The organism is Actinoalloteichus caeruleus DSM 43889 (assembly GCF_000429185.2).
Classification (GTDB): Bacteria; Actinomycetota; Actinomycetes; order Mycobacteriales; family Pseudonocardiaceae; genus Actinoalloteichus_B; species Actinoalloteichus_B caeruleus.
Map to the genome: position 1 here is coordinate 5,280,508 of NZ_AUBJ02000001.1, position 16,854 is coordinate 5,297,361.

Consider the following 16,854-nt stretch of genomic DNA (forward strand, 5'->3'; position numbering starts at 1 on the left):
TGCCGGTCCCGGTGGTTGCGAGGGGAGGTGTTCGACGGGCCCGGCGCCGGGGTTCTGGTCGCCGGGGAGGGAACGGGGCAGCTGGGCCAGCGGTCGTCGACGGCCCGGTGTCCCCGGCCGGCCGGACGGTGTCCACGCCGCGCCGGCGGGAGTGGCGTGGACACGTCGGGTCGCGCCCCGCTCCGGGCGGTCAGCCGGCGAGGGGCACGACGACGGGCTCGCCGTCCTCCGGAATCACCTCGACCCCGGATCGGGGGTGGCGACCTGGACGGCCTCGCTGTCCACGTCTTCGGGCAGTTCGGTGACCGCCACCGCGCCCTGGACGTCCAGCTCACGCCAGTCCCGCTCGCCCCGGGCGTCCTCGGTCCACCACCGGCGGGTCGAGACGTGCGGCTCGGGCTCCGGCCGGGGGTCGATGACGAGGAGGGTGCGGTCGTCCTCGCCGATCAGGAACCCCGAGGGGATGATCTGCTGGGTACCGGGAACGCGGTGGCCGAGATCCTCGCCGAGGACGCGGAGCTCGCCGGTCTCCGCGTCCGGTCCGACCAGGCCGACCAGGGTGCTCACCTGGTCCTCGCCCGTGACGACCCGTTCGCTGGTAGGAGCACGCGTTGGCCGATCACGGCCACCGTTCCGCCAGGTGTGGTGCCCGCCACGGCACCTGGGGGCGCCGGGGATGTCTTCCGTCCGGCCCTGCCGCAGGTTCCACGAAGTGGGGAACCCACTCCCGTCACCCCTCCAGCACCTCGGAGGAGGTCGTGCGCTCCGGCGAGGTCACCCGCTGCCGGGTGCCCGTACCGGGGGCCACCAGGATCGTGGCCGACGCGACCCTCGCCCAGGGCCGTGGCTACCGGCGACGCCGTCGCCTCGGCCTCGTGACTGGCACGGTCGGGCTGCCGGCGGTGGAGCTGGCGGCGTTCCTCTGGCCAGCCTCCGCGACCCGGCCCCGTCCCGAAGCCGGGTGGGAGTGTGCGGTCGGAGCCGGCGGGGGCCAGTACCCGCCGCGGTTCCCCAACGGCCAAGGGGTGTCTCCTCCGACCGGGACGCGGGGGCGTTCTCCCCGGCGGGCAGGGGGGAGTGGGGGAGAGGGCGGCCCTTCGCGCCTTGGTCGTCCCCTGCCTGGTGCGGGACGGCGCGCAGCCGGGCGAGTGCCCGCGCGGTCTGGCTCCGTGACCGTGCCCCTGGAGGCCCAGAGGGCCGTGGCGGTCCGTTCTTCCGTCAGGTCCTCGGAGAAGCGGAGCACGATCACCGCCCGCTGTCGGGGCGGCAGCGTGGCCCGCGCGCGTGACCTCGTCGGGCCGGACCAGCTCGGGTCCTGGTCCATGTTCGCCCCCGTCCTCCCACGGCGTCTCCCGGACCCCCGTCGGGAGAGGTGGCGCCAGCGGTTGGCCGTGGCGTTGGCCAGCGTCGCCCGCGCGTGGGCCCCAGGGGAACCGGCGACGGACCGCCACCTCGGGTACGTCCGGGCGAGGACGTCCTGGAGCGGGTCCTCGGCAGCCGGGGGCGTCCCCGCCGGTGAGCAGGTACGCGGTGCGCGGCAGGGCGCGCGATCCGTGGACGACGACGTCGTGGAACTCCCGGTCCTGCCGGTTCACCGGCGGCTCCCGTCTCCTGTCAGTGGGTACATCGGGTCAGGACACCGGGAGGGCGGCGGAGGTTGCCTGTCCCGTTGTCTAGACTGCACGCAACCAGCCGATGAAGGAGATGCGCGTGGCCGAGATGACCGTCGAACTCGTCGCTGTCGAGCGTCGCCTCTGGTCCGGGACGGCGACCTCCGTGGTGGCCGAGACGACCGAGGGGGAGATCGGCATCCTGCCCCGGCACGAGCCGCTGCTCGGTCAGCTCGTCGAGGGTGGTGTGTTCCGCGTGACCACCACCGACGGGGAGCGGATCAACGCGGCGGTGCACGGCGGGTTCCTGTCCGTGACCGGGGACCGGGTGAGCGTGCTCGCCGAGGACGCCCAGCTCTCCCACGAGATCGACATCGAGCAGGCGAAGCTCGAGGCGGAGAGCGAGGACTCGGTGATCCGGGCGAAAGCCCGGGGCAAGCTCCGAGCGGCCGGGCAGGCTGTCTGAGAAGCCGAGATACGGGCGGGCCGAGCCGTGTGGGTGATCGAGACCATCGGGGTGGGCCTGTTCGTGGCCGTGGTGGTCCTGGCAGTCCTGATCACCCGGCGGATCCGGCTGTTGCGCCGGATCGGTGGGGTCGACGTGGCCCTGCGGTCGCGCGTGGATGACACGCCCCGGGGCTGGCACCTGGGTGTCGGTCACTACCGGGGCGGTGACTTCCGCTGGTACCGCGTGTTGAGCCTCCGTTCCGGGCCGGACCGGGTGTTGCGGCGGACCGGCCTGGAGATCGCCAGCCGCCGCTCCCCGACGGCGCCGGAGGCCTACGCCATGCCACCGGGTTCCACGGTCCTGCACTGCACCGGGGCCGAGGGGGACCTCGAGGTCGAGCTGGCGATGGGGCCGGATGCGTTGACCGGGTTCCTGTCGTGGTTGGAGTCGTCCCCTCCCGGCCGTTCGGTGCCCTGGGCGTCCTGAGCCCCGCACCGCCCGGTGTGCGTTACTCCCGTGGGATGTACCAGCGCGCCGCCGCCCGCCGTGTCGGAGTGGGTGCGGCCGCGTCGCTGGGACCGCGGTCGAGGAGCGCGCCGCCGTCCCTGGTCGGGTGCCGCGCCCCGAGCGATCTCGGTGACGTCACCCGTCCCGGCCTCCTCGGGAGGGCGCGTTCCGGCGGCCGGTGATCGCCTCCCGTACCGCCCTCGGCGCGGTCAGCTCCGCCCCGCGCGTCGGGTTCCTCGGGGCGGGCGGTCGCGCGACCGCTGGCGGTGCCGGCCCGCCGTGCCGTGACCCGCCCACGGCGGGGGAGGAGTTCGGGCCCAGGGAGCCGATGCCGCCGCTCCTTCGCCGAGGTCCTCAGGCCTGGCCGCTGCCGGGCTTCCACAGCACGTCCCCGTCGGGGTTGCAGACCCGGGCGAGGATGAACAGGAGGTCGGACAACCGGTTCAGGTAGCGGGCGGTGAGGATGTTGCAGCGTTCCGGGTCGGTCTCCAGCAGCGCCCACACCGCCCGCTCGGCCCGGCGGGTCACCGTCCGGGCGGTGTGCAGCAGCGCGGCCGCCGGCGTCCCGCCGGGCAGGATGAACGAGTCGAGCTTGCCGAGCCGTGCGTTGAAGTCGTCGCACCACCCCTCCAGGCGGTCGACGGCGGCCTGGGTGACGCGCAGCGGCGGGTACCTGGGGTCGGGCACGATCGGGGTGCACAGGTCCGCTCCGACGTCGAAGAGGTCGTTCTGGATCGTGCGGAGCACCTCGGTGACGTCCTCGGGGGGAGCGCCGAGTGCCAGGGCGGTCCCGATCGCCGCGTTGGCCTCGTCGACGTCGGCGTAGGCCACGAGCCTCGGGTCCGTCTTGCGCACCTGGCTCGAGTCGCCGAGACGGCTCATGCCGTCGTCACCGGTCCTGGTGTAGATCCTGTTCAGGTGCACCGACATGTCGGGCAGCCTACGGAGGCGTCGCCCGTCTGGCCAGCGTCGCACGGTCGGACCCGCCACGTCCGGTGGCCGTCGCGGACGGCCGAGGAGTCGACCATTACGCTGGCTGGCCGTGAGTGAGCACTTCCGGGTTCGTGGTGGCGCGCGGTTGGTGGGAACCGTCGACGTGGTCGGCGCCAAGAACAGCGTCCTGAAACTGATGGCGGCCGCACTGCTGGCCGAGGGAACCACCACCATCACCAACTGCCCCGAGATCCTGGACGTCCCGTTGATGGGCGATGTCCTGCGGAATCTCGGGTGCGAGGTGACCATCGACGGCGGGACGGTGCGCATCACGACGCCCGCCCAGCCGGACCACCGTGCCGACTTCGCGTCGATGAGCAAGCTCCGCGCCTCGGTGTGCGTGCTGGGGCCGCTGGTGGGCCGGTGCCGCCGGGCCGTGGTCGCGTTGCCCGGTGGGGACGCGATCGGCTCGCGGCCGCTGGACATGCACCAGGCGGGGCTCCGGAAGCTGGGCGCGCGCAGCGAGATCGAACACGGGTGCGTTGTGGCCGAGGCGGAGGGGTTGCACGGCGCGCAGATCTGGCTGGACTTCCCCAGCGTGGGCGCCACGGAGAACATCCTGATGGCGGCCGTGTTGGCGGACGGCACCACGGTGATCGACAACGCGGCCCGGGAGCCCGAGATCATCGATCTCTGCGCGATGCTCCAGCAGATGGGGGCGAAGATCGAGGGGGCGGGCACGTCGACCCTCACCGTGCACGGCGTCACGGCGCTCCAGCCGACCCAGCACCGGGTGATCGGCGACCGCATCGTGGGCGCGACCTGGGCGCTTGCCGCCGGGGCCACGCGGGGGGACATCACCGTGCGCGGCGTCGACCCGCACCACCTGGACCTCGTGCTGGAGAAGCTGCGGATGGCCGGCGCGGAGGTCACCGTCGGGGACGAGGAGTTCCGGGTCGTCATGTCCGGACGGCCCTCGGCGGTGGACTTCGTGACGTTGCCCTACCCGGGGTTCGCCACCGACCTCCAGCCGTTCGCGGTGGTGCTGGCCGCGGTCGCCGACGGCACGTCGATGATCACCGAGAACGTCTTCGAGGCCCGGTTCCGCTTCATCGACGAGATGGTCCGGTTGGGGGCCGATGCCAGGACGGATGGCCACCACGCCGTGATCAGGGGCGTGGAGCGGTTGTCGAGCGCGCCGGTGTGGGCGTCCGACATCCGGGCGGGCGCCGGTCTCGTGCTGGCCGGGCTGTGCTCGGAGGGCGTCACGGAGGTGTGGGACGTGTTCCACATCGACCGGGGCTACCCGAGGTTCGTCGAGAACCTGCGTGGGCTCGGCGCGGACGTCGAGCGGGTGTCGGAGCCCCCGCAGCGCTGAGCGGCATTCTCCGGGGTCGGACCGGTGCCTCCGGTCCGGGCCCCGCCGGGAGCCGGGCGGGGCGTCTGGGCGCCGGTGAGGGCCGGCGTGGCGCCCCTCAGCCCGAGGGTCGCCCGGGCCGCGGCCTCCAGCACGCGCTCGGTCGGCGCGTGGCCCCACTTCTCACGTTCTCGCGGGCTCTGGTGATGCGGGTCAGGCGGTTCGTGGCGGAGTTGAACCGTTCTCGTGGGTGCGGGTGGGGACGTGCTTGGCCGGAGCGGACTTGGCCGGGCGAACTCCCGGTGCCGTGACGCTCCCAGGATGACCGGAACGAGCACCCCGGCGGCGACCGCGGTCGCGCCGACGGTCCTGGCGGGCCCGGGGCGGGCGAGGCCTCGGGCCCGACCATCCCGGGGCGGTGGCGCGGGGCGAGGCCCCGTGTGTCGAGGTGCGCTCGGTCGGCGGCGACCGGCCAGGTCAGTGGGCGTTCGGTCCCGGCGGTGCGCGGGCAGCTCGCACGGCGTGGCCCACGCTGCTCCCGGGAGTCTCCGCCCAGGCCCGGCCCGTCGTCGTTCGACGGTCGCTCCACCCCCTCGCCGCGTCGCCCGTCGGTTCGGCATGCGTTGGTGCCCGGTCCAGTGATCCTCCGGGTTCGGCGGGCGTCCCGAGGCCCACGGCCGTGTCCGGGTGCCGGTGGCGGACGGTCACGTGCTCGTGCGGTGGCCGCCGCCGTTGACCGGGCCGTGGCGAGGTGACGGCGCTCGAGCCCTCGGCGCGTTGGACACGGCCCCGGGCGCTGTCCTCACGTGCCCGGGCGGCTGGCGGACCCGATCCGCGAGGCATCCGCCATCCGCCATCCCCCGAGGCACCAACCGACCAGGCGCGTCGATCGACGCGAGACGACCGCCCTCGGAGAGCCCGGCGGTACCTCTCGGCGGGCCCGTGGCCTCGCCCCGGGAGTGGGATGTCGTGTCCGCTCCCGCCGTCGGGCGGGAGCGCCTGGGGGAGCGGGACGCACCCGACGCGAGTACCCATCCGCGCGGCGTTCCACACGTATTCTTCCCGCATGCATTGCCGGATCGTTTCCTGATCGCGTCCGGTCTGTTTCCCTGGCGGGGAACGCGGCGCCGCTCACGAAACGTGGTCGTTCTCCTTCGGTGCGCAGTCCTCGCGTGCGCGGCTGATCGTAATCAAAACGAGACCCATATAGCACAACGTTCGCACGATGTCAGCCGAATGGGTGAATCTGCTGGTAACGCAGAGTTTTTCCCGTGGCGATCTTTGTCGCTCGCGGGGTGAATCGTGAATCTCGTTCCGATAACGTCGCCTGACCGTGTGAACGGTCGTCTTTGACCGGGGGGATGACGCGGCCTAGGTTCGGAGCGCCGGGTCACCCGGGTAATCGGGAACCCGGCGTCACCTGTTACCAAGTAGGGAGCGGCCCGCTGTGTCTGCTGCGAACGTCAACCGACGAAACTTCCTCCGGGGTGCGGCAGGCGGATTGCTGGTGGTCGGACTCGGCACGGGACTCGCGACCGGTTGCAGTCGAGTGGATCTCGAGGCCACCACGGAGGGCGGGAGCCTGCTCGACGAGCTCCGGAGCCGAGGCAACGTCCGCATGGGATTCGCCAACGAGCGGCCCTTCGCCTACATCGACAGCGAGGGGAACCTCACCGGCCAGGCCTCCGAGGTCGGGAAGACCATCTTCCGCCGGCTCGGGGTCGAGGAGTTCGTCCCGAAGCTCGCCGACTTCAGCTCGCTGATCCCCGGTCTCAACGCGGGCCTGTTCGACGTGATCGCCGCCGGCATGTACATCACCCCGGCGCGCTGCGAGCAGATCCGCTTCACGAACCCGGACTACAACGCCCCCTACAACCTGCTGCTGCCCGAGGGAAATCCCAAGGGGCTGGGCACGGTCGAGGACTTCGTGCGGCGCGACGACGCGGTGATCGGGGTCATCGTCGGCGGCGTCGAGCAGGGCATCGCCCGGGACATCGGGGTGCCGGACAGCCGCATCGTGGTGTTCCCGGACCAGCCCTCCGGTTTCGACGGCGTCCTGGCGGGTCGAGCGGACGCCTTCCTGCTCACCGGCCTCTCGCTGCGCTCCGCGCTGGAGGCCCGCCCCGGCACCCCGCTGGAACTCGGGCCTCCGTTCGTCGCCGTCGTCGACGGGGTGGAGCAGCACGGCGCCGGCGCTTTCGGCTTCCGGCAGGACCAGGGGAACATCGTCAACGACTTCAACCGCGAACTCGCCGACATGAAGAGCTCGGGAGAACTGCTGGAAATCGTCGAGCCGTTCGGTTTCACCGAGGCAGAGATGACTGATCTGACCGCCGACGAACTGTGCAGCGCGCCGGTGTCCTGACGAGAAGGAGTTCGCGCAGATGTCCGCGGGTCTCTGGAACTACATGTTCGAAGGGTTGCTTGTCACCCTTCAGCTCACGATATTCGGGGCGATACTGGGACTGGTGTTCGCCTTCGCGGCCGGGTTGGCCCGGCTCAGCGGGAACAAACTGTTGCGGGGAATGGGATTCGCCTACACCGAGGCTTTCCGGGGGCTCTCGGCACTGGTGGTGCTGTTCTGGTTGATCTTCGTGCTCCCGACGGTCTTCGGGGTCCAGTTGGCGCCGCTGTTCGCCGGTGTCCTCGCGCTCTCGCTCAACATCGGTGCCTACGGCGCCGAGGTGGTGCGCGGGGCGGTGCGGGCGGTACCGCAGGGGCAGATCGAGGCGGCGATCGCGCTCAACTTCACGCCGTGGCAGCGGATGCGCAAGGTCATCCTCCCGCAGGCGGTCGTGGCGATGATCCCCTCCTTCAGCAACAACCTCATCGAGCTGCTCAAGGCCACCGCGCTGGTCTCGGTCGTCTTCCTGTCCGACCTCACCTTCGGTGCGCAGCTGGTGCGGGCCTCCACCGGTAACACCGCTGGCACCTTCGGTCTGCTCCTGGTCGCCTACGGCCTGATCGCCCTGGTCTTCACCACGCTCATGCGGCTCCTCGAACGGCGTGCCGCCGCCTCGCTTGGCCGGACCGTGCCGCCGGGCATGATCGCCCGCATCTTCCGCAGGACGGAGGCCTCCGCATGAACTGGGACTGGCAGATCTTCTGGGACTCCTTCCCCCGGCTGCTCGACGGGCTGGTCATCGCGCTCCAGGCGACCGTCGTCGGCTACCTGATCGCACTGGTGCTCGGCCTGGTCTTCGCCCTGCTGCGGCGCAGCCGGCTGGTCTGGGTCTCCGCTCCGGTGGGGCTGGTCGTGGAGTTCATCCGGTCCACGCCGCTGCTCGTGCAGCTGTTCTTCCTCTTCTACGTGCTGCCGCAGTTCGACGTGCACCTCTCCACCCTGATGACCGGTGCCATCGGACTGGGCGTGCACTACGCCACCTACATCTCGGAGGTCTACCGGGCTGGCATCGAGGGGGTGCCCCAGGGGCAGTGGGAGGCGGCGAAGGCGCTGAACCTGCCGGCTCGCCGCACCTGGACGAGCGTGATCCTGCCGCAGGCGATCCCGCGTTCGGCGCCGGCGCTGGGCAACTACGTGATCGCGATGTTCAAGGACACCCCGCAGCTCATCGTCATCACGCTCCCGGAGATGCTGACCACCGCCCAGGGCATCGGGTCGGAGACCTTCCGCTACCCGGAACCCATCACCGTCGCCGGCATCCTCTACCTGGCGACCGCCCTGGTGATGTCGTGGATCGCCCGCATCTTCGAGCGCCGTTTCGGCACCGTCCGCGCGGCCTGATCCGCCGCCAGCCCCACCCCACCGTTCTTCGTGAGACCGAGAGGATTCGACATGACCGAGCCCAGCGCCGCGGCGGCCGGCTCGCCGGGGGAGAAAGCGACCACCGACGACGGGTTCATCGTCTTCGACCAGATCAGCAAGCGCTTCGGGAAGAACGTCGTCCTCGACGACCTGTCGTTCTCGGTCGGGTCCGGGGAGCGGGTGACGCTGATCGGGCCGAGCGGTTCGGGGAAGACCACCATCCTTCGGATGCTCATGACGCTGACCAAGCCAGACTCCGGCACCATCAGGGTGGGGGAGGACTACCTCTACCACGAGGAGCGGAACGGCGAGCTGGTCAAGGCCGGGGAGCAGCACGTCCGCAAGGTCCGAGGTCGGATCACGATGGTGTTCCAGCAGTACAACCTGTTCCCGAACATGCGGGTCCTGCGCAACGTCACCGAGGCCCCGGTGCACGTCCTCGGCCGCTCGCAGGACGAGGCGGAGGAGCGGGCGAAGGAACTGCTCGACATGGTGGGGCTCGGTGACAAGCTCCGGGCGTACCCGTCGCAGCTCTCCGGTGGTCAGCAGCAGCGGGTAGCGATCGCCAGGGCGCTGGCCATGGACCCGGACATCCTGCTGCTCGACGAGGTCACCTCGGCGCTGGACCCCGAGCTGGCCGCCGAGGTGCTCGACGTGCTGCGCGACATCGCGAAGAGCAGTGACATCACCATGCTCTGCGTCACCCACGCGATGAAGTTCGCCCGGGACGTCTCCCACCGGGTGCTCATGTTCGACCAGGGGAAGATCATCGAGGCGGCTCCGCCGGCCGAGATCTTCGACGACCCCAAGCAGGAGCGCACCAGGACCTTCCTGGAGTCCGTGCTCGACGAGACCTGAGCGGGTGCGGGCGTCGGTCAGTCAGCGACGCCGACGCCCGCCCGGTGCAGCAGGAGCAGGGAGTACGCCGCGATGGACTGGGCGTCGGTGATCTCGCCGGTGGCCACCATCTCCCGGAACCGCTCGTGGGTGAACCAGGCGGCACGCATGTCCTGCTCCTCGTGTTCCCGCTGGTGCACGCCGATGGTGAGTTCGGTGGCCAGGAAGACCGCGCCGCGCTGGCTGCTCAGCCCCGGCGCGAGGTCGAGCGTGCCGAGTTCGGTCAGCCGACCCGCCCGCAGGCCGGTCTCCTCGCGGAGTTCGCGTTCGGCCAGTTCCCTCGGCGGGAGTTCCAGTTGGTCCGGGGCGGTGCCCTGCGGGAACTCCCAGCACCGCCGACCCAGTGGGTAGCGGAACTGCTCCACGAGGAACAACCGTTCCCCGTCCTCCGGGATCACCAGCGCGAACGGTGGCTTGTCGATGACCCCGTAGATCCCGACCGAACCGTCTTGGCGCCGGATGGTGTCCTCTCGGATGCTCATCCACGGGTTCGCGTACACCTGGCGGCTGTCGAGCGTGTCCACGGCCGATGATCCTGCCTCCTGGCGAGGAGGGTGCCAAGTCCGGGGGTGGTGCTTCCGCGACCCACGAACCCCGCTCCGCTGTGGAGACCGTGCTCCGGTTGGAGCAGTCCCCGCCACCACTCGTGAACGGTTCCTTGGCCGAACGGGTGAGACCCCTCATTCGAAGGGGTACAGCCCCGCCCGACGAACGCGAAGGCATTCCGCAACCAGCCGGTCGAATGTCAATCTTTCCCTTACGAATAGTCGGTCCTGTTGGAAATTTCCTGACGGATCGACGGGGAGGAGTGGCAATGAACGACTCATGGTCCAGGGCGGTGGCGTTCCTGGGGGCGGTGGCGCTCGTCGCGGCCCTGCCAGGAACGGCACTCGCGACGGAAGGCCCACGCGGGGACGTGCTGGGCACCGAGAACCCCGACGCGGTGCCCGGCCGGTACATCGTGGTCCTGGACGACACGGTCTCCGCCCAGGACGTCGTGGGAACCGCCGGTGATCTGGCCGCCAAGTTCGGCGGCTCCGTGGAGATGACCTACCGGACGGCGCTGCGCGGGTTCGCCGTCAGCCTGGACGACGCCGAGGCGCCGCTGCTGGCCGCCGAACCCGGTGTCGCGCTCGTCGAGCAGGACCAGCGGGTTCGGCTCACCGATGTCCAGGAGGGCCCCACCTGGGGCCTGGACCGCATCGACCAGCGGGAACTCCCCCTCGACGAGGCCTACGAGTACCAGTCGACCGCGGAGGGGGTGTCCGTCTACGTCCTCGACACCGGCATCAACCACGGGCACGTCGACTTCGGTGGCCGAGCCCAACTCGGGTTCGACGCGGTCGACGACGGCCAGGAGGGCGAGGACTGCAACGGCCACGGCACCCACGTCGCGGGAACCATCGGCGGCGAGGAGTACGGGGTGGCCAAGGGCGTCGACCTCTACTCGGTGCGCGTGCTCGGATGCGACGGCTCCGGCACGAGCTCCGGCGTGATCGCGGGCATCGACTGGGTCACCGAGAACGCCGAGACGCCCGCCGTGGCCAACATGAGCCTGGGTAGCGCCGGGGCCACCGCCATCGACGAGGCCGTCGCCAACTCCGTGGCCGCCGGCGTCACCTACGTCGTGGCCGGGGGCAACTCCAACACCGACGCCTGCGGGACCTCACCGGCCCGGGTCGAGGAAGCCGTGACGGTCGGGGCCACCGACGCCGAGGACGGCCGCGCCTACTTCTCCAACTGGGGGGAGTGCCTCGACCTGTTCGCCCCCGGCGTCGACATCACCTCGGCCTGGATCGACGGGGAGGACGCCACCAACACCATCAGCGGGACGTCGATGGCCTCACCCCACGTCGCGGGCGCCGCCGCCCTCCTCCTGGCCGAGAGCCCCGAGGCCACTCCCGAGGAGATCGCGGCGGCCCTCACCGACGCCGCGACGCCGGACGTGGTCGAGGACCCGCAGGCGGGTTCGCCCAACCTCCTCCTCTACACCGGGCAGTGACGGCGAGCCGGCCGGCGGGGCGCGCGCGACGGCGTCGACGGGGCATCTAGGCTGTGCCGGGTGCGTCTCGTGATCGCTCAGTGCCAGGTGGACTACGTCGGCCGGCTCACCGCCCATCTGCCGAAGGCCACCAGGCTCCTGCTGATCAAGGCGGACGGGTCCGTGTCGGTCCACTCCGACGACCGCGCGTACAAACCGCTGAACTGGATGAGCCCGCCCTGCTGGCTGATCGAGGACCCCGACGTGTGGACCGTGCAGAACAAGGCCGGCGAGAAGCTCGTCATCACCATCAGCGAGGTCCTGCACGACAGCAAGCACGAGCTGGGCCCGGAGCCGGGCCTGGTCAAGGACGGTGTCGAGGCGCACCTCCAGGAGCTGCTCGCCGAGCACGTCACCACCCTCGGGGAGGGCTGGTCGCTGGTGCGCCGCGAGTACCCGACGGCCATCGGCCCGGTCGACCTGCTCTGCCGCGACGACGCGGGGGCCACGGTCGCCGTGGAGATCAAGCGTCGCGGTGAGATCGACGGGGTCGAACAGCTGACCCGGTACCTGGACCTGCTCAACCGGGATCCCCTGCTGGCGCCGGTGCGGGGTGTCTTCGCCGCGCAGATCATCAGGCCCCAGGCGCGGGTGCTGGCCGAGGACCGGGGCATCCGCTGCGTCACCCTCGACTACGACGCCCTGCGGGGCATCGAACCGGACGAGTTCCGCCTCTTCTGAGCGCGGGGCGTCGGGAACACGGGCGTCCGCATCGGCCCTAGCCTGGGGGGATGCCCGTCCAACCGGAGCCAGGCCACGCCCCCGCGCACCCGGTGCGCGGGCTGCTCGTCTTCGTCGCGGCCGTCGCGGCGACCGCCGTGGTCGGCTCGCTCGCCTCAAGATCCGCGGCCGAGGACTACGCGGCGCTCGAACTGCCGTCCTGGGCCCCGCCCTCCTGGCTCTTCGGGCCCGTGTGGACGGCGCTCTACGTGTTGATCGCCGTCTCGGGCTGGCTGGTGTGGCGGCGGCACGGCATCACCGGAGCCCGTACCGCGCTCGGGTTGTACGGCGCCCAGCTCGTGTTGAACGCCGCGTGGACGCCGCTGTTCTTCGCCGCCGGACGTTACGGCCTCGCGTTGGTCGACATCGTGGTGCTGTTCCTCGTCGTCGCCGTCCTCGTGGGCCTGTTCGCCCGGCTCCACCGCACGGCGGCTGTGCTGCTGGTGCCCTACCTGCTCTGGGTGGGGTTCGCGGCCCTGCTGAACGCCGCGGTCTGGTCGCTCAACACGTGAGCGCCGCTGACCCGTTCGCGACCGCCGAACCAGGTCGGGACCAGTGGGAACGGTGGACACGGACGGCCTGACGCGCGCCTCCCCGCCCCTCGTGGGTGACGAGCTGTGGGGTTCCACGCCCTGTCCCGCCGTGCTGCTCGGGCGCGACGGCACCCCGCGGGCCCTCAACGGCTTCCCCGCCGCCGACGGGGGTGCCCGGTTCGACCAGGGCAACCGGCGTGGTTGGTCGACGCGCACTCCCGTTTCCTCACCGCTGATCACCCACCCGCACCGGGAGGGCCCCGACGTCGTGGCGCTCTCCCGCTCGATCGCCACCCGCCTCCCCACCGCGCACGCGACCGTCACCGCCTGCCATGCCGACGGAAGGCCCGTCATCGTCGGCGGAGCCCCCTGCGGCGCGGACGGCCGTTACGCCGAACCGCTCGGAGCGCACGCCTGGGCCCGGGACGCCCGCGAGGCGGCCGACCTCCTCGCGGCGCGGCGGCCACCACCGCCGACCTCCCCCGCCACCCCGTCGACGACCTCCCGCGCCTGGTGGCGCGGGAGTGCACGATGGTCGCGCGGCGTGCCACGGGTCTCGTCCGGACCACCTGCGCGCGGCTGGAGGATCTGTTCCCGGCTGTCACCGAGCACACCGAACGGCAGCGCCAGCACACCGCCGAGGACGTGGGTCCACATCATCGGCTTCCTGGTGACCGCGCCCTACCTCGGCGGTGACGAGCTCTTCCACGGTTTCCTCGACTGGGCGTCGGACGTGCTCGCCGCGCGCGACGTCCCCCTCACGTTCCTGGTGACGACCCTCGACCCGCTCGCCACCGAACTCCGGGAGCCCCCCGCGCGGCGGCCATCCCCAGCGGCGGTGGATCCAGGTGGGACGGCGGACGAGCCCGAGCCGGTGAACCGACGGGCCGCCCTCACCGCCTCCCCGGCCGCCCGTGCGCGCCCCCGTCCGGGCGGGGGCTGGAACGGGCCGAGAGGTCTCGCCCGCCGGCGCGGTCCTCGACGGGCTGGCCGCGCGCGGGGACCAGCGCGGACGCGCACCCAGCGGAGTCCTCCACTTCCCGTACGGGACCGAACGCGCTCCCCGCGCGAGCCGGGGGACCACGGTTGGCCGTAGTGGACCCACCGGCGCCGACGACCGGCTAGCGTGCGGACGTGCCTGTGCGTCGAACCGGTCCCGCCTCCTCGTTCCTGGGAGCGGCCGTGCTCATGTCCCTGGTGGCGGCCGGCTGCGGAGCGGCACCCGACCTGACCAAGACCGTCTCGGCCAGGAGCACGGTCCCGATGGAACCCGCCCCGGTCGATCCGGGGGTCGCGGCGGAGTGGACCGGACCACAGGACCCGGCGTTGACCCTGGACGCCCAACGGCGGGTCGATCCGTGCGCGCTGGTCGACCCCGCGGCCCTCGCCCCGTTGGCCGACGACCTGACCCTGTCCAACTCCGGCTGGGACCGCTGCTACGGGTACAAGCTCCTGGAGGAACGTTCCCTGAACGTGTCCCTCCAGCTCGGGGACAACGCGCTCCTCTTCGCGCAGGAGGCTGCCGAGGACATCGCCGGCCTCCCCACCTACCTGCAGTCGATGAGCAGCGGGTCCGGCGGGAACTGCACGGTGCGGCTGCTCACCAGCGAGGGCGAACACCCCCGCGCGCTGACCGTGCTGGTCGACGGCCCCGGCGAGGATCTGTGCGACCAGGGCGGCGAACTGGCCCGCGTGGCGGTCGAACGACTCCGTGAGGGTCCCCCGCTGTTGGACACCCCGGACGGCACCCTGCTGGAACGGGACCCCTGCGCCCTGCTGGCCCCGGACGTGGTGGAGGACGTCCTGGGACCCGATCAGGAGTCGCGGCCGGACGGCCTGTACCGGTGCCGCTGGGGAGCCCCGGCGGGCCCGTCCCTCCTCGTCGAGTTCGCGCAGGGGTCGGACCCCGCCGACGACGACGTCACCGAGGAGGTGGAGGTGGCCGGCGCGGTCGCCTACCGCGAACGGTCCGAGATCGTCTACCCCCAGTGCGAGATCAGCTGGTTGCACCGAACCACCGGCGGCGGCGCGTACGAGTCCGAGATCGTCCGGGTGGTGATGGACGACGTCCTGCGGGACGGGGCCGACGTCTGCGCCGGCGCGCTCGCCGCGGCCCAGGAGGTCAGGCCAGAGCTGCCGCCCTCGGCCTGACTCACGGGGTGTTCCCCGCCCACCCCGCCCATCACCCGTTCGTCGGATCTTCACCACGGCCCCACGCCAACGGGTGCGCAATGGGGGGTGTCCGGAAGATGATCTGTCACGACCGCGACGTGTCCGGCGCGCGAACTGGGCTGACGGCCCGCGACGCTCCCCGGTCCCTGGGAGGATGCACCATGCCGAACCCCGTGCCAGGCCAGGACAACAGCGTGGCGGGGGTGTCCGGGGGCGGCTGCGGGACGGTCACCGGCGAGTCGGTGACGGGGCCGGGAGCGCGGCGCTTCACCTCCGTCGACCCCCGCACCGGGGAGACCGTCGGCCACTACCCGCTGCGGACACCCGAGGAGGTCGAGGACACCGTCGCCTCGGCGCGCGCCGCCGGCGAGTGGTGGTCCGGGCTGGGGTTCGGCGGCCGTGCCGCCCGGCTCGCCGCCTGGCGCCGCCACCTCGTCCGCCACTTCGACGAGCTGGCGCACCTCGTCTGCGCCGAGACCGGGAAGCCGGTCGACGACGCCCGGGTCGAGGTGGCGATGGCCGTCGAACACCTCAGCTGGGCGGCTCGGCACGCGGAGCGGGTGCTGGGGCGCCGGCGGGTGCCGTCCGGGTGGCTGATGAACAACCAGGTCTCCACGGTCGAGTACCTCCCGCTCGGCGTCGTCGGCGTCATCGGGCCCTGGAACTTCCCCGTGCTCACCCCGATGGGCAGCATCGCCTACGCGCTCGCCGCCGGGAACACGGTCGTGTTCAAACCCAGCGAGCTCACGCCCGGGGTGGGGCGGTGGCTGGCGGCCTCACTCGCCGAGAGCGTGCCGGAGCGCGAACTGCTCCACACCGTCACCGGGGCTGGCGACACCGGCGCGGCGCTGTGCGCCTCCGGGGTGGACAAGATCTCCTTCACGGGCTCGGCGAGCACGGGCCGGGCCGTCCTCCACGCCTGCGCCGACAGCCTCACACCCGTCGTGCTCGAATGCGGGGGGAAGGACGCCCTCATCGTCGGGGAGGGCGCTGACCTGGGACGCGCCGCCGACGCCGCCGTGTGGGGCGGGCTGTCCAACGCCGGCCAGATCTGCGTGTCGGTGGAACGGATCTACGTGGTGGAGGCCGTCGCGGAGGAGTTCCTCCGACTGCTCGTCGAACGGGTGGCCCGGGTGCGACCCGGCGGTGAACCCCACGCCGACTACGGGCCGATGACCGACCCGGCCCAGGTCGAGGTCGTGCGCCGCCAGCTCGCCGAGGCGCTGGAGCGGGGAGGCAGGGCGCTGGTCGGCGGCGTGGAGTCCGTACGGCCGCCGTACGTCGAGCCGGTGGTGCTGGTCGACGTGCCGGAGGAGGCGCTGGTCAGTTCGGAGGAGACCTTCGGGCCGGTCCTCGTCGTCCACCGCGTTCCCGATCTCGACACCGCCGTCGCCCGGGCCAACTCCGGACGCCACGCGCTGGGAGCGGCCGTCTTCGCCGGTCCGGCCGGAGCGGACCTCGCGCCCCGGCTGCGAGCGGGCATGGTGGCGGTGGACGGCGTCCTCACCTTCGCCGCCGTTCCCGCTCTCCCCTTCGGGGGTTCCGGCGAGTCGGGTTTCGGCCGGGTGCACGGGGAGGACGGCCTCCGCGGTTTCGCCAGGGCGCAGTCGGTGGTGCGGCGGCGGTTCCGCCCCCTGCTGAACCCGATGACCTTCACGGGGCGGACCAGGGCCGTGCGGCGGCTGGGCCGGCTCCTGCGCCTGCGCTACCGGCGGTGACCCCTGGCGGCGCCGTCGTCCGGTGTCCGCATCCGCCCCGGCCGTCCACCCGACCCGACACCTCTGGCACCGGTAGGGTCACCGTGGTGACGGCCGTCACCCGGTCAGGGGGCGGGCGTGGGGCCTGCCCGGACGAGCCGGGCGGGTCGACA

At 72.0% G+C, this 16,854-nt stretch carries 17 protein-coding genes; 13 read left to right on the forward strand and 4 right to left on the reverse strand.

The window, feature by feature from the left end:
* Positions 1 to 234 precede the first annotated feature (234 nt).
* Both G443_RS21510 and G443_RS25915 read right to left on the reverse strand, forming a co-directional pair.
* Positions 235 to 567: a hypothetical protein gene (locus G443_RS21510; protein WP_026418621.1), complete on the reverse strand. Its 333-nt coding sequence runs from the start codon at positions 565 to 567 to the stop codon at positions 235 to 237.
* A 280-nt stretch (positions 568 to 847) separates the two neighbouring features.
* Entirely contained in the window at positions 848 to 1,324 is a 477-nt protein-coding gene (locus G443_RS25915; RefSeq protein ID WP_081715390.1) for a sigma factor-like helix-turn-helix DNA-binding protein, read from the reverse strand.
* A gap of 386 nt (positions 1,325 to 1,710) precedes the next feature.
* Here G443_RS25915 and G443_RS21515 point away from each other — a divergent pair, with 386 nt between their 5' ends.
* Entirely contained in the window at positions 1,711 to 2,076 is a 366-nt protein-coding gene (locus G443_RS21515) for a F0F1 ATP synthase subunit epsilon (RefSeq protein WP_026418620.1), read from the forward strand.
* A gap of 27 nt (positions 2,077 to 2,103) precedes the next feature.
* Positions 2,104 to 2,544: a DUF2550 domain-containing protein gene (locus G443_RS21520; protein ID WP_026418619.1), complete on the forward strand. Its 441-nt coding sequence runs from the start codon at positions 2,104 to 2,106 to the stop codon at positions 2,542 to 2,544.
* A gap of 375 nt (positions 2,545 to 2,919) precedes the next feature.
* Here G443_RS21520 and G443_RS21525 read toward each other — a convergent pair whose 3' ends face one another.
* The gene (locus G443_RS21525) at positions 2,920 to 3,495 is read right to left on the reverse strand and encodes a cob(I)yrinic acid a,c-diamide adenosyltransferase (protein WP_026418618.1); all 576 of its coding nucleotides are present in this window, start codon (positions 3,493 to 3,495) and stop codon (positions 2,920 to 2,922) included.
* Positions 3,496 to 3,607: 112 nt separating this feature from the next.
* On the opposite strand from G443_RS21525, the gene murA reads away from it, so the two are divergent.
* The 5 genes from murA (at position 3,608) to ehuA (ending at position 9,479) form a co-directional block, all read left to right on the forward strand.
* Complete coding sequence (murA, locus tag G443_RS21530; protein ID WP_026418617.1) at positions 3,608 to 4,876, forward strand: UDP-N-acetylglucosamine 1-carboxyvinyltransferase; 1,269 nt, start codon at positions 3,608 to 3,610, stop codon at positions 4,874 to 4,876.
* A gap of 1,426 nt (positions 4,877 to 6,302) precedes the next feature.
* Positions 6,303 to 7,220, forward strand: coding sequence for an ectoine/hydroxyectoine ABC transporter substrate-binding protein EhuB (gene ehuB, locus G443_RS21535; RefSeq protein WP_026418616.1), 918 nt, complete (start codon positions 6,303 to 6,305; stop codon positions 7,218 to 7,220).
* 19 nt (positions 7,221 to 7,239) lie between these two features.
* Entirely contained in the window at positions 7,240 to 7,941 is a 702-nt protein-coding gene (gene ehuC, locus G443_RS21540) for an ectoine/hydroxyectoine ABC transporter permease subunit EhuC (protein ID WP_026418615.1), read from the forward strand.
* Entirely contained in the window at positions 7,938 to 8,600 is a 663-nt protein-coding gene (gene ehuD, locus G443_RS21545) for an ectoine/hydroxyectoine ABC transporter permease subunit EhuD (RefSeq protein ID WP_026418614.1), read from the forward strand. The genes ehuC and ehuD overlap by 4 nt, the downstream gene beginning before the upstream one ends.
* 51 nt (positions 8,601 to 8,651) lie before the next feature.
* Positions 8,652 to 9,479 carry an ectoine/hydroxyectoine ABC transporter ATP-binding protein EhuA gene (gene ehuA, locus G443_RS21550; protein ID WP_026418613.1) on the forward strand — a complete coding sequence of 276 codons (828 nt, stop codon included), beginning with the start codon at positions 8,652 to 8,654 and terminating at the stop codon, positions 9,477 to 9,479.
* A 17-nt stretch (positions 9,480 to 9,496) separates the two neighbouring features.
* Here the strand turns inward: ehuA and G443_RS21555 are convergent, their stop codons facing one another.
* On the reverse strand, positions 9,497 to 10,042 hold the full coding sequence (locus G443_RS21555; protein WP_026418612.1) for an NUDIX domain-containing protein: 546 nt from the start codon (positions 10,040 to 10,042) through the stop codon (positions 9,497 to 9,499).
* A gap of 290 nt (positions 10,043 to 10,332) precedes the next feature.
* Here G443_RS21555 and G443_RS21560 point away from each other — a divergent pair, with 290 nt between their 5' ends.
* The 6 genes from G443_RS21560 (at position 10,333) to G443_RS21585 (ending at position 16,702) form a co-directional block, all read left to right on the forward strand.
* Positions 10,333 to 11,520: a S8 family peptidase gene (locus G443_RS21560; RefSeq protein WP_026418611.1), complete on the forward strand. Its 1,188-nt coding sequence runs from the start codon at positions 10,333 to 10,335 to the stop codon at positions 11,518 to 11,520.
* A gap of 60 nt (positions 11,521 to 11,580) precedes the next feature.
* Positions 11,581 to 12,240: an endonuclease NucS gene (gene nucS, locus G443_RS21565; protein ID WP_026418610.1), complete on the forward strand. Its 660-nt coding sequence runs from the start codon at positions 11,581 to 11,583 to the stop codon at positions 12,238 to 12,240.
* Positions 12,241 to 12,290: 50 nt separating this feature from the next.
* Entirely contained in the window at positions 12,291 to 12,791 is a 501-nt protein-coding gene (locus G443_RS21570; RefSeq protein ID WP_026418609.1) for a TspO/MBR family protein, read from the forward strand.
* Between the two features lie 43 nt (positions 12,792 to 12,834).
* A complete protein-coding gene (locus tag G443_RS21575) occupies positions 12,835 to 13,908 on the forward strand; it encodes a hypothetical protein (RefSeq protein WP_051313885.1) in 1,074 nt (357 codons plus the stop codon).
* Between the two features lie 38 nt (positions 13,909 to 13,946).
* Entirely contained in the window at positions 13,947 to 14,963 is a 1,017-nt protein-coding gene (locus G443_RS21580; RefSeq protein WP_155886105.1) for a hypothetical protein, read from the forward strand.
* A gap of 182 nt (positions 14,964 to 15,145) precedes the next feature.
* Complete coding sequence (locus G443_RS21585; protein WP_308208869.1) at positions 15,146 to 16,702, forward strand: aldehyde dehydrogenase family protein; 1,557 nt, start codon at positions 15,146 to 15,148, stop codon at positions 16,700 to 16,702.
* Positions 16,703 to 16,854 lie beyond the last annotated feature (152 nt).

Bases quoted from the DNA above. Each gene is read 5' to 3' on its own strand.
- ehuC (WP_026418615.1), top strand. From the start codon at position 7,240: ATGTCCGCGGGTCTCTGGAACTACATGTTCGAAGGGTTGCTTGTCACC.
- ehuA (WP_026418613.1), top strand. From the start codon at position 8,652: ATGACCGAGCCCAGCGCCGCGGCGGCCGGCTCGCCGGGGGAGAAAGCG.
- ehuD (WP_026418614.1), top strand. From the start codon at position 7,938: ATGAACTGGGACTGGCAGATCTTCTGGGACTCCTTCCCCCGGCTGCTC.
- G443_RS21560 (WP_026418611.1), top strand. From the start codon at position 10,333: ATGAACGACTCATGGTCCAGGGCGGTGGCGTTCCTGGGGGCGGTGGCG.
- G443_RS25915 (WP_081715390.1), bottom strand. From the start codon at position 1,324: ATGGACCAGGACCCGAGCTGGTCCGGCCCGACGAGGTCACGCGCGCGG.
- G443_RS21525 (WP_026418618.1), bottom strand. From the start codon at position 3,495: ATGTCGGTGCACCTGAACAGGATCTACACCAGGACCGGTGACGACGGC.
- G443_RS21570 (WP_026418609.1), top strand. From the start codon at position 12,291: ATGCCCGTCCAACCGGAGCCAGGCCACGCCCCCGCGCACCCGGTGCGC.
- G443_RS21585 (WP_308208869.1), top strand. From the start codon at position 15,146: ATGCCGAACCCCGTGCCAGGCCAGGACAACAGCGTGGCGGGGGTGTCC.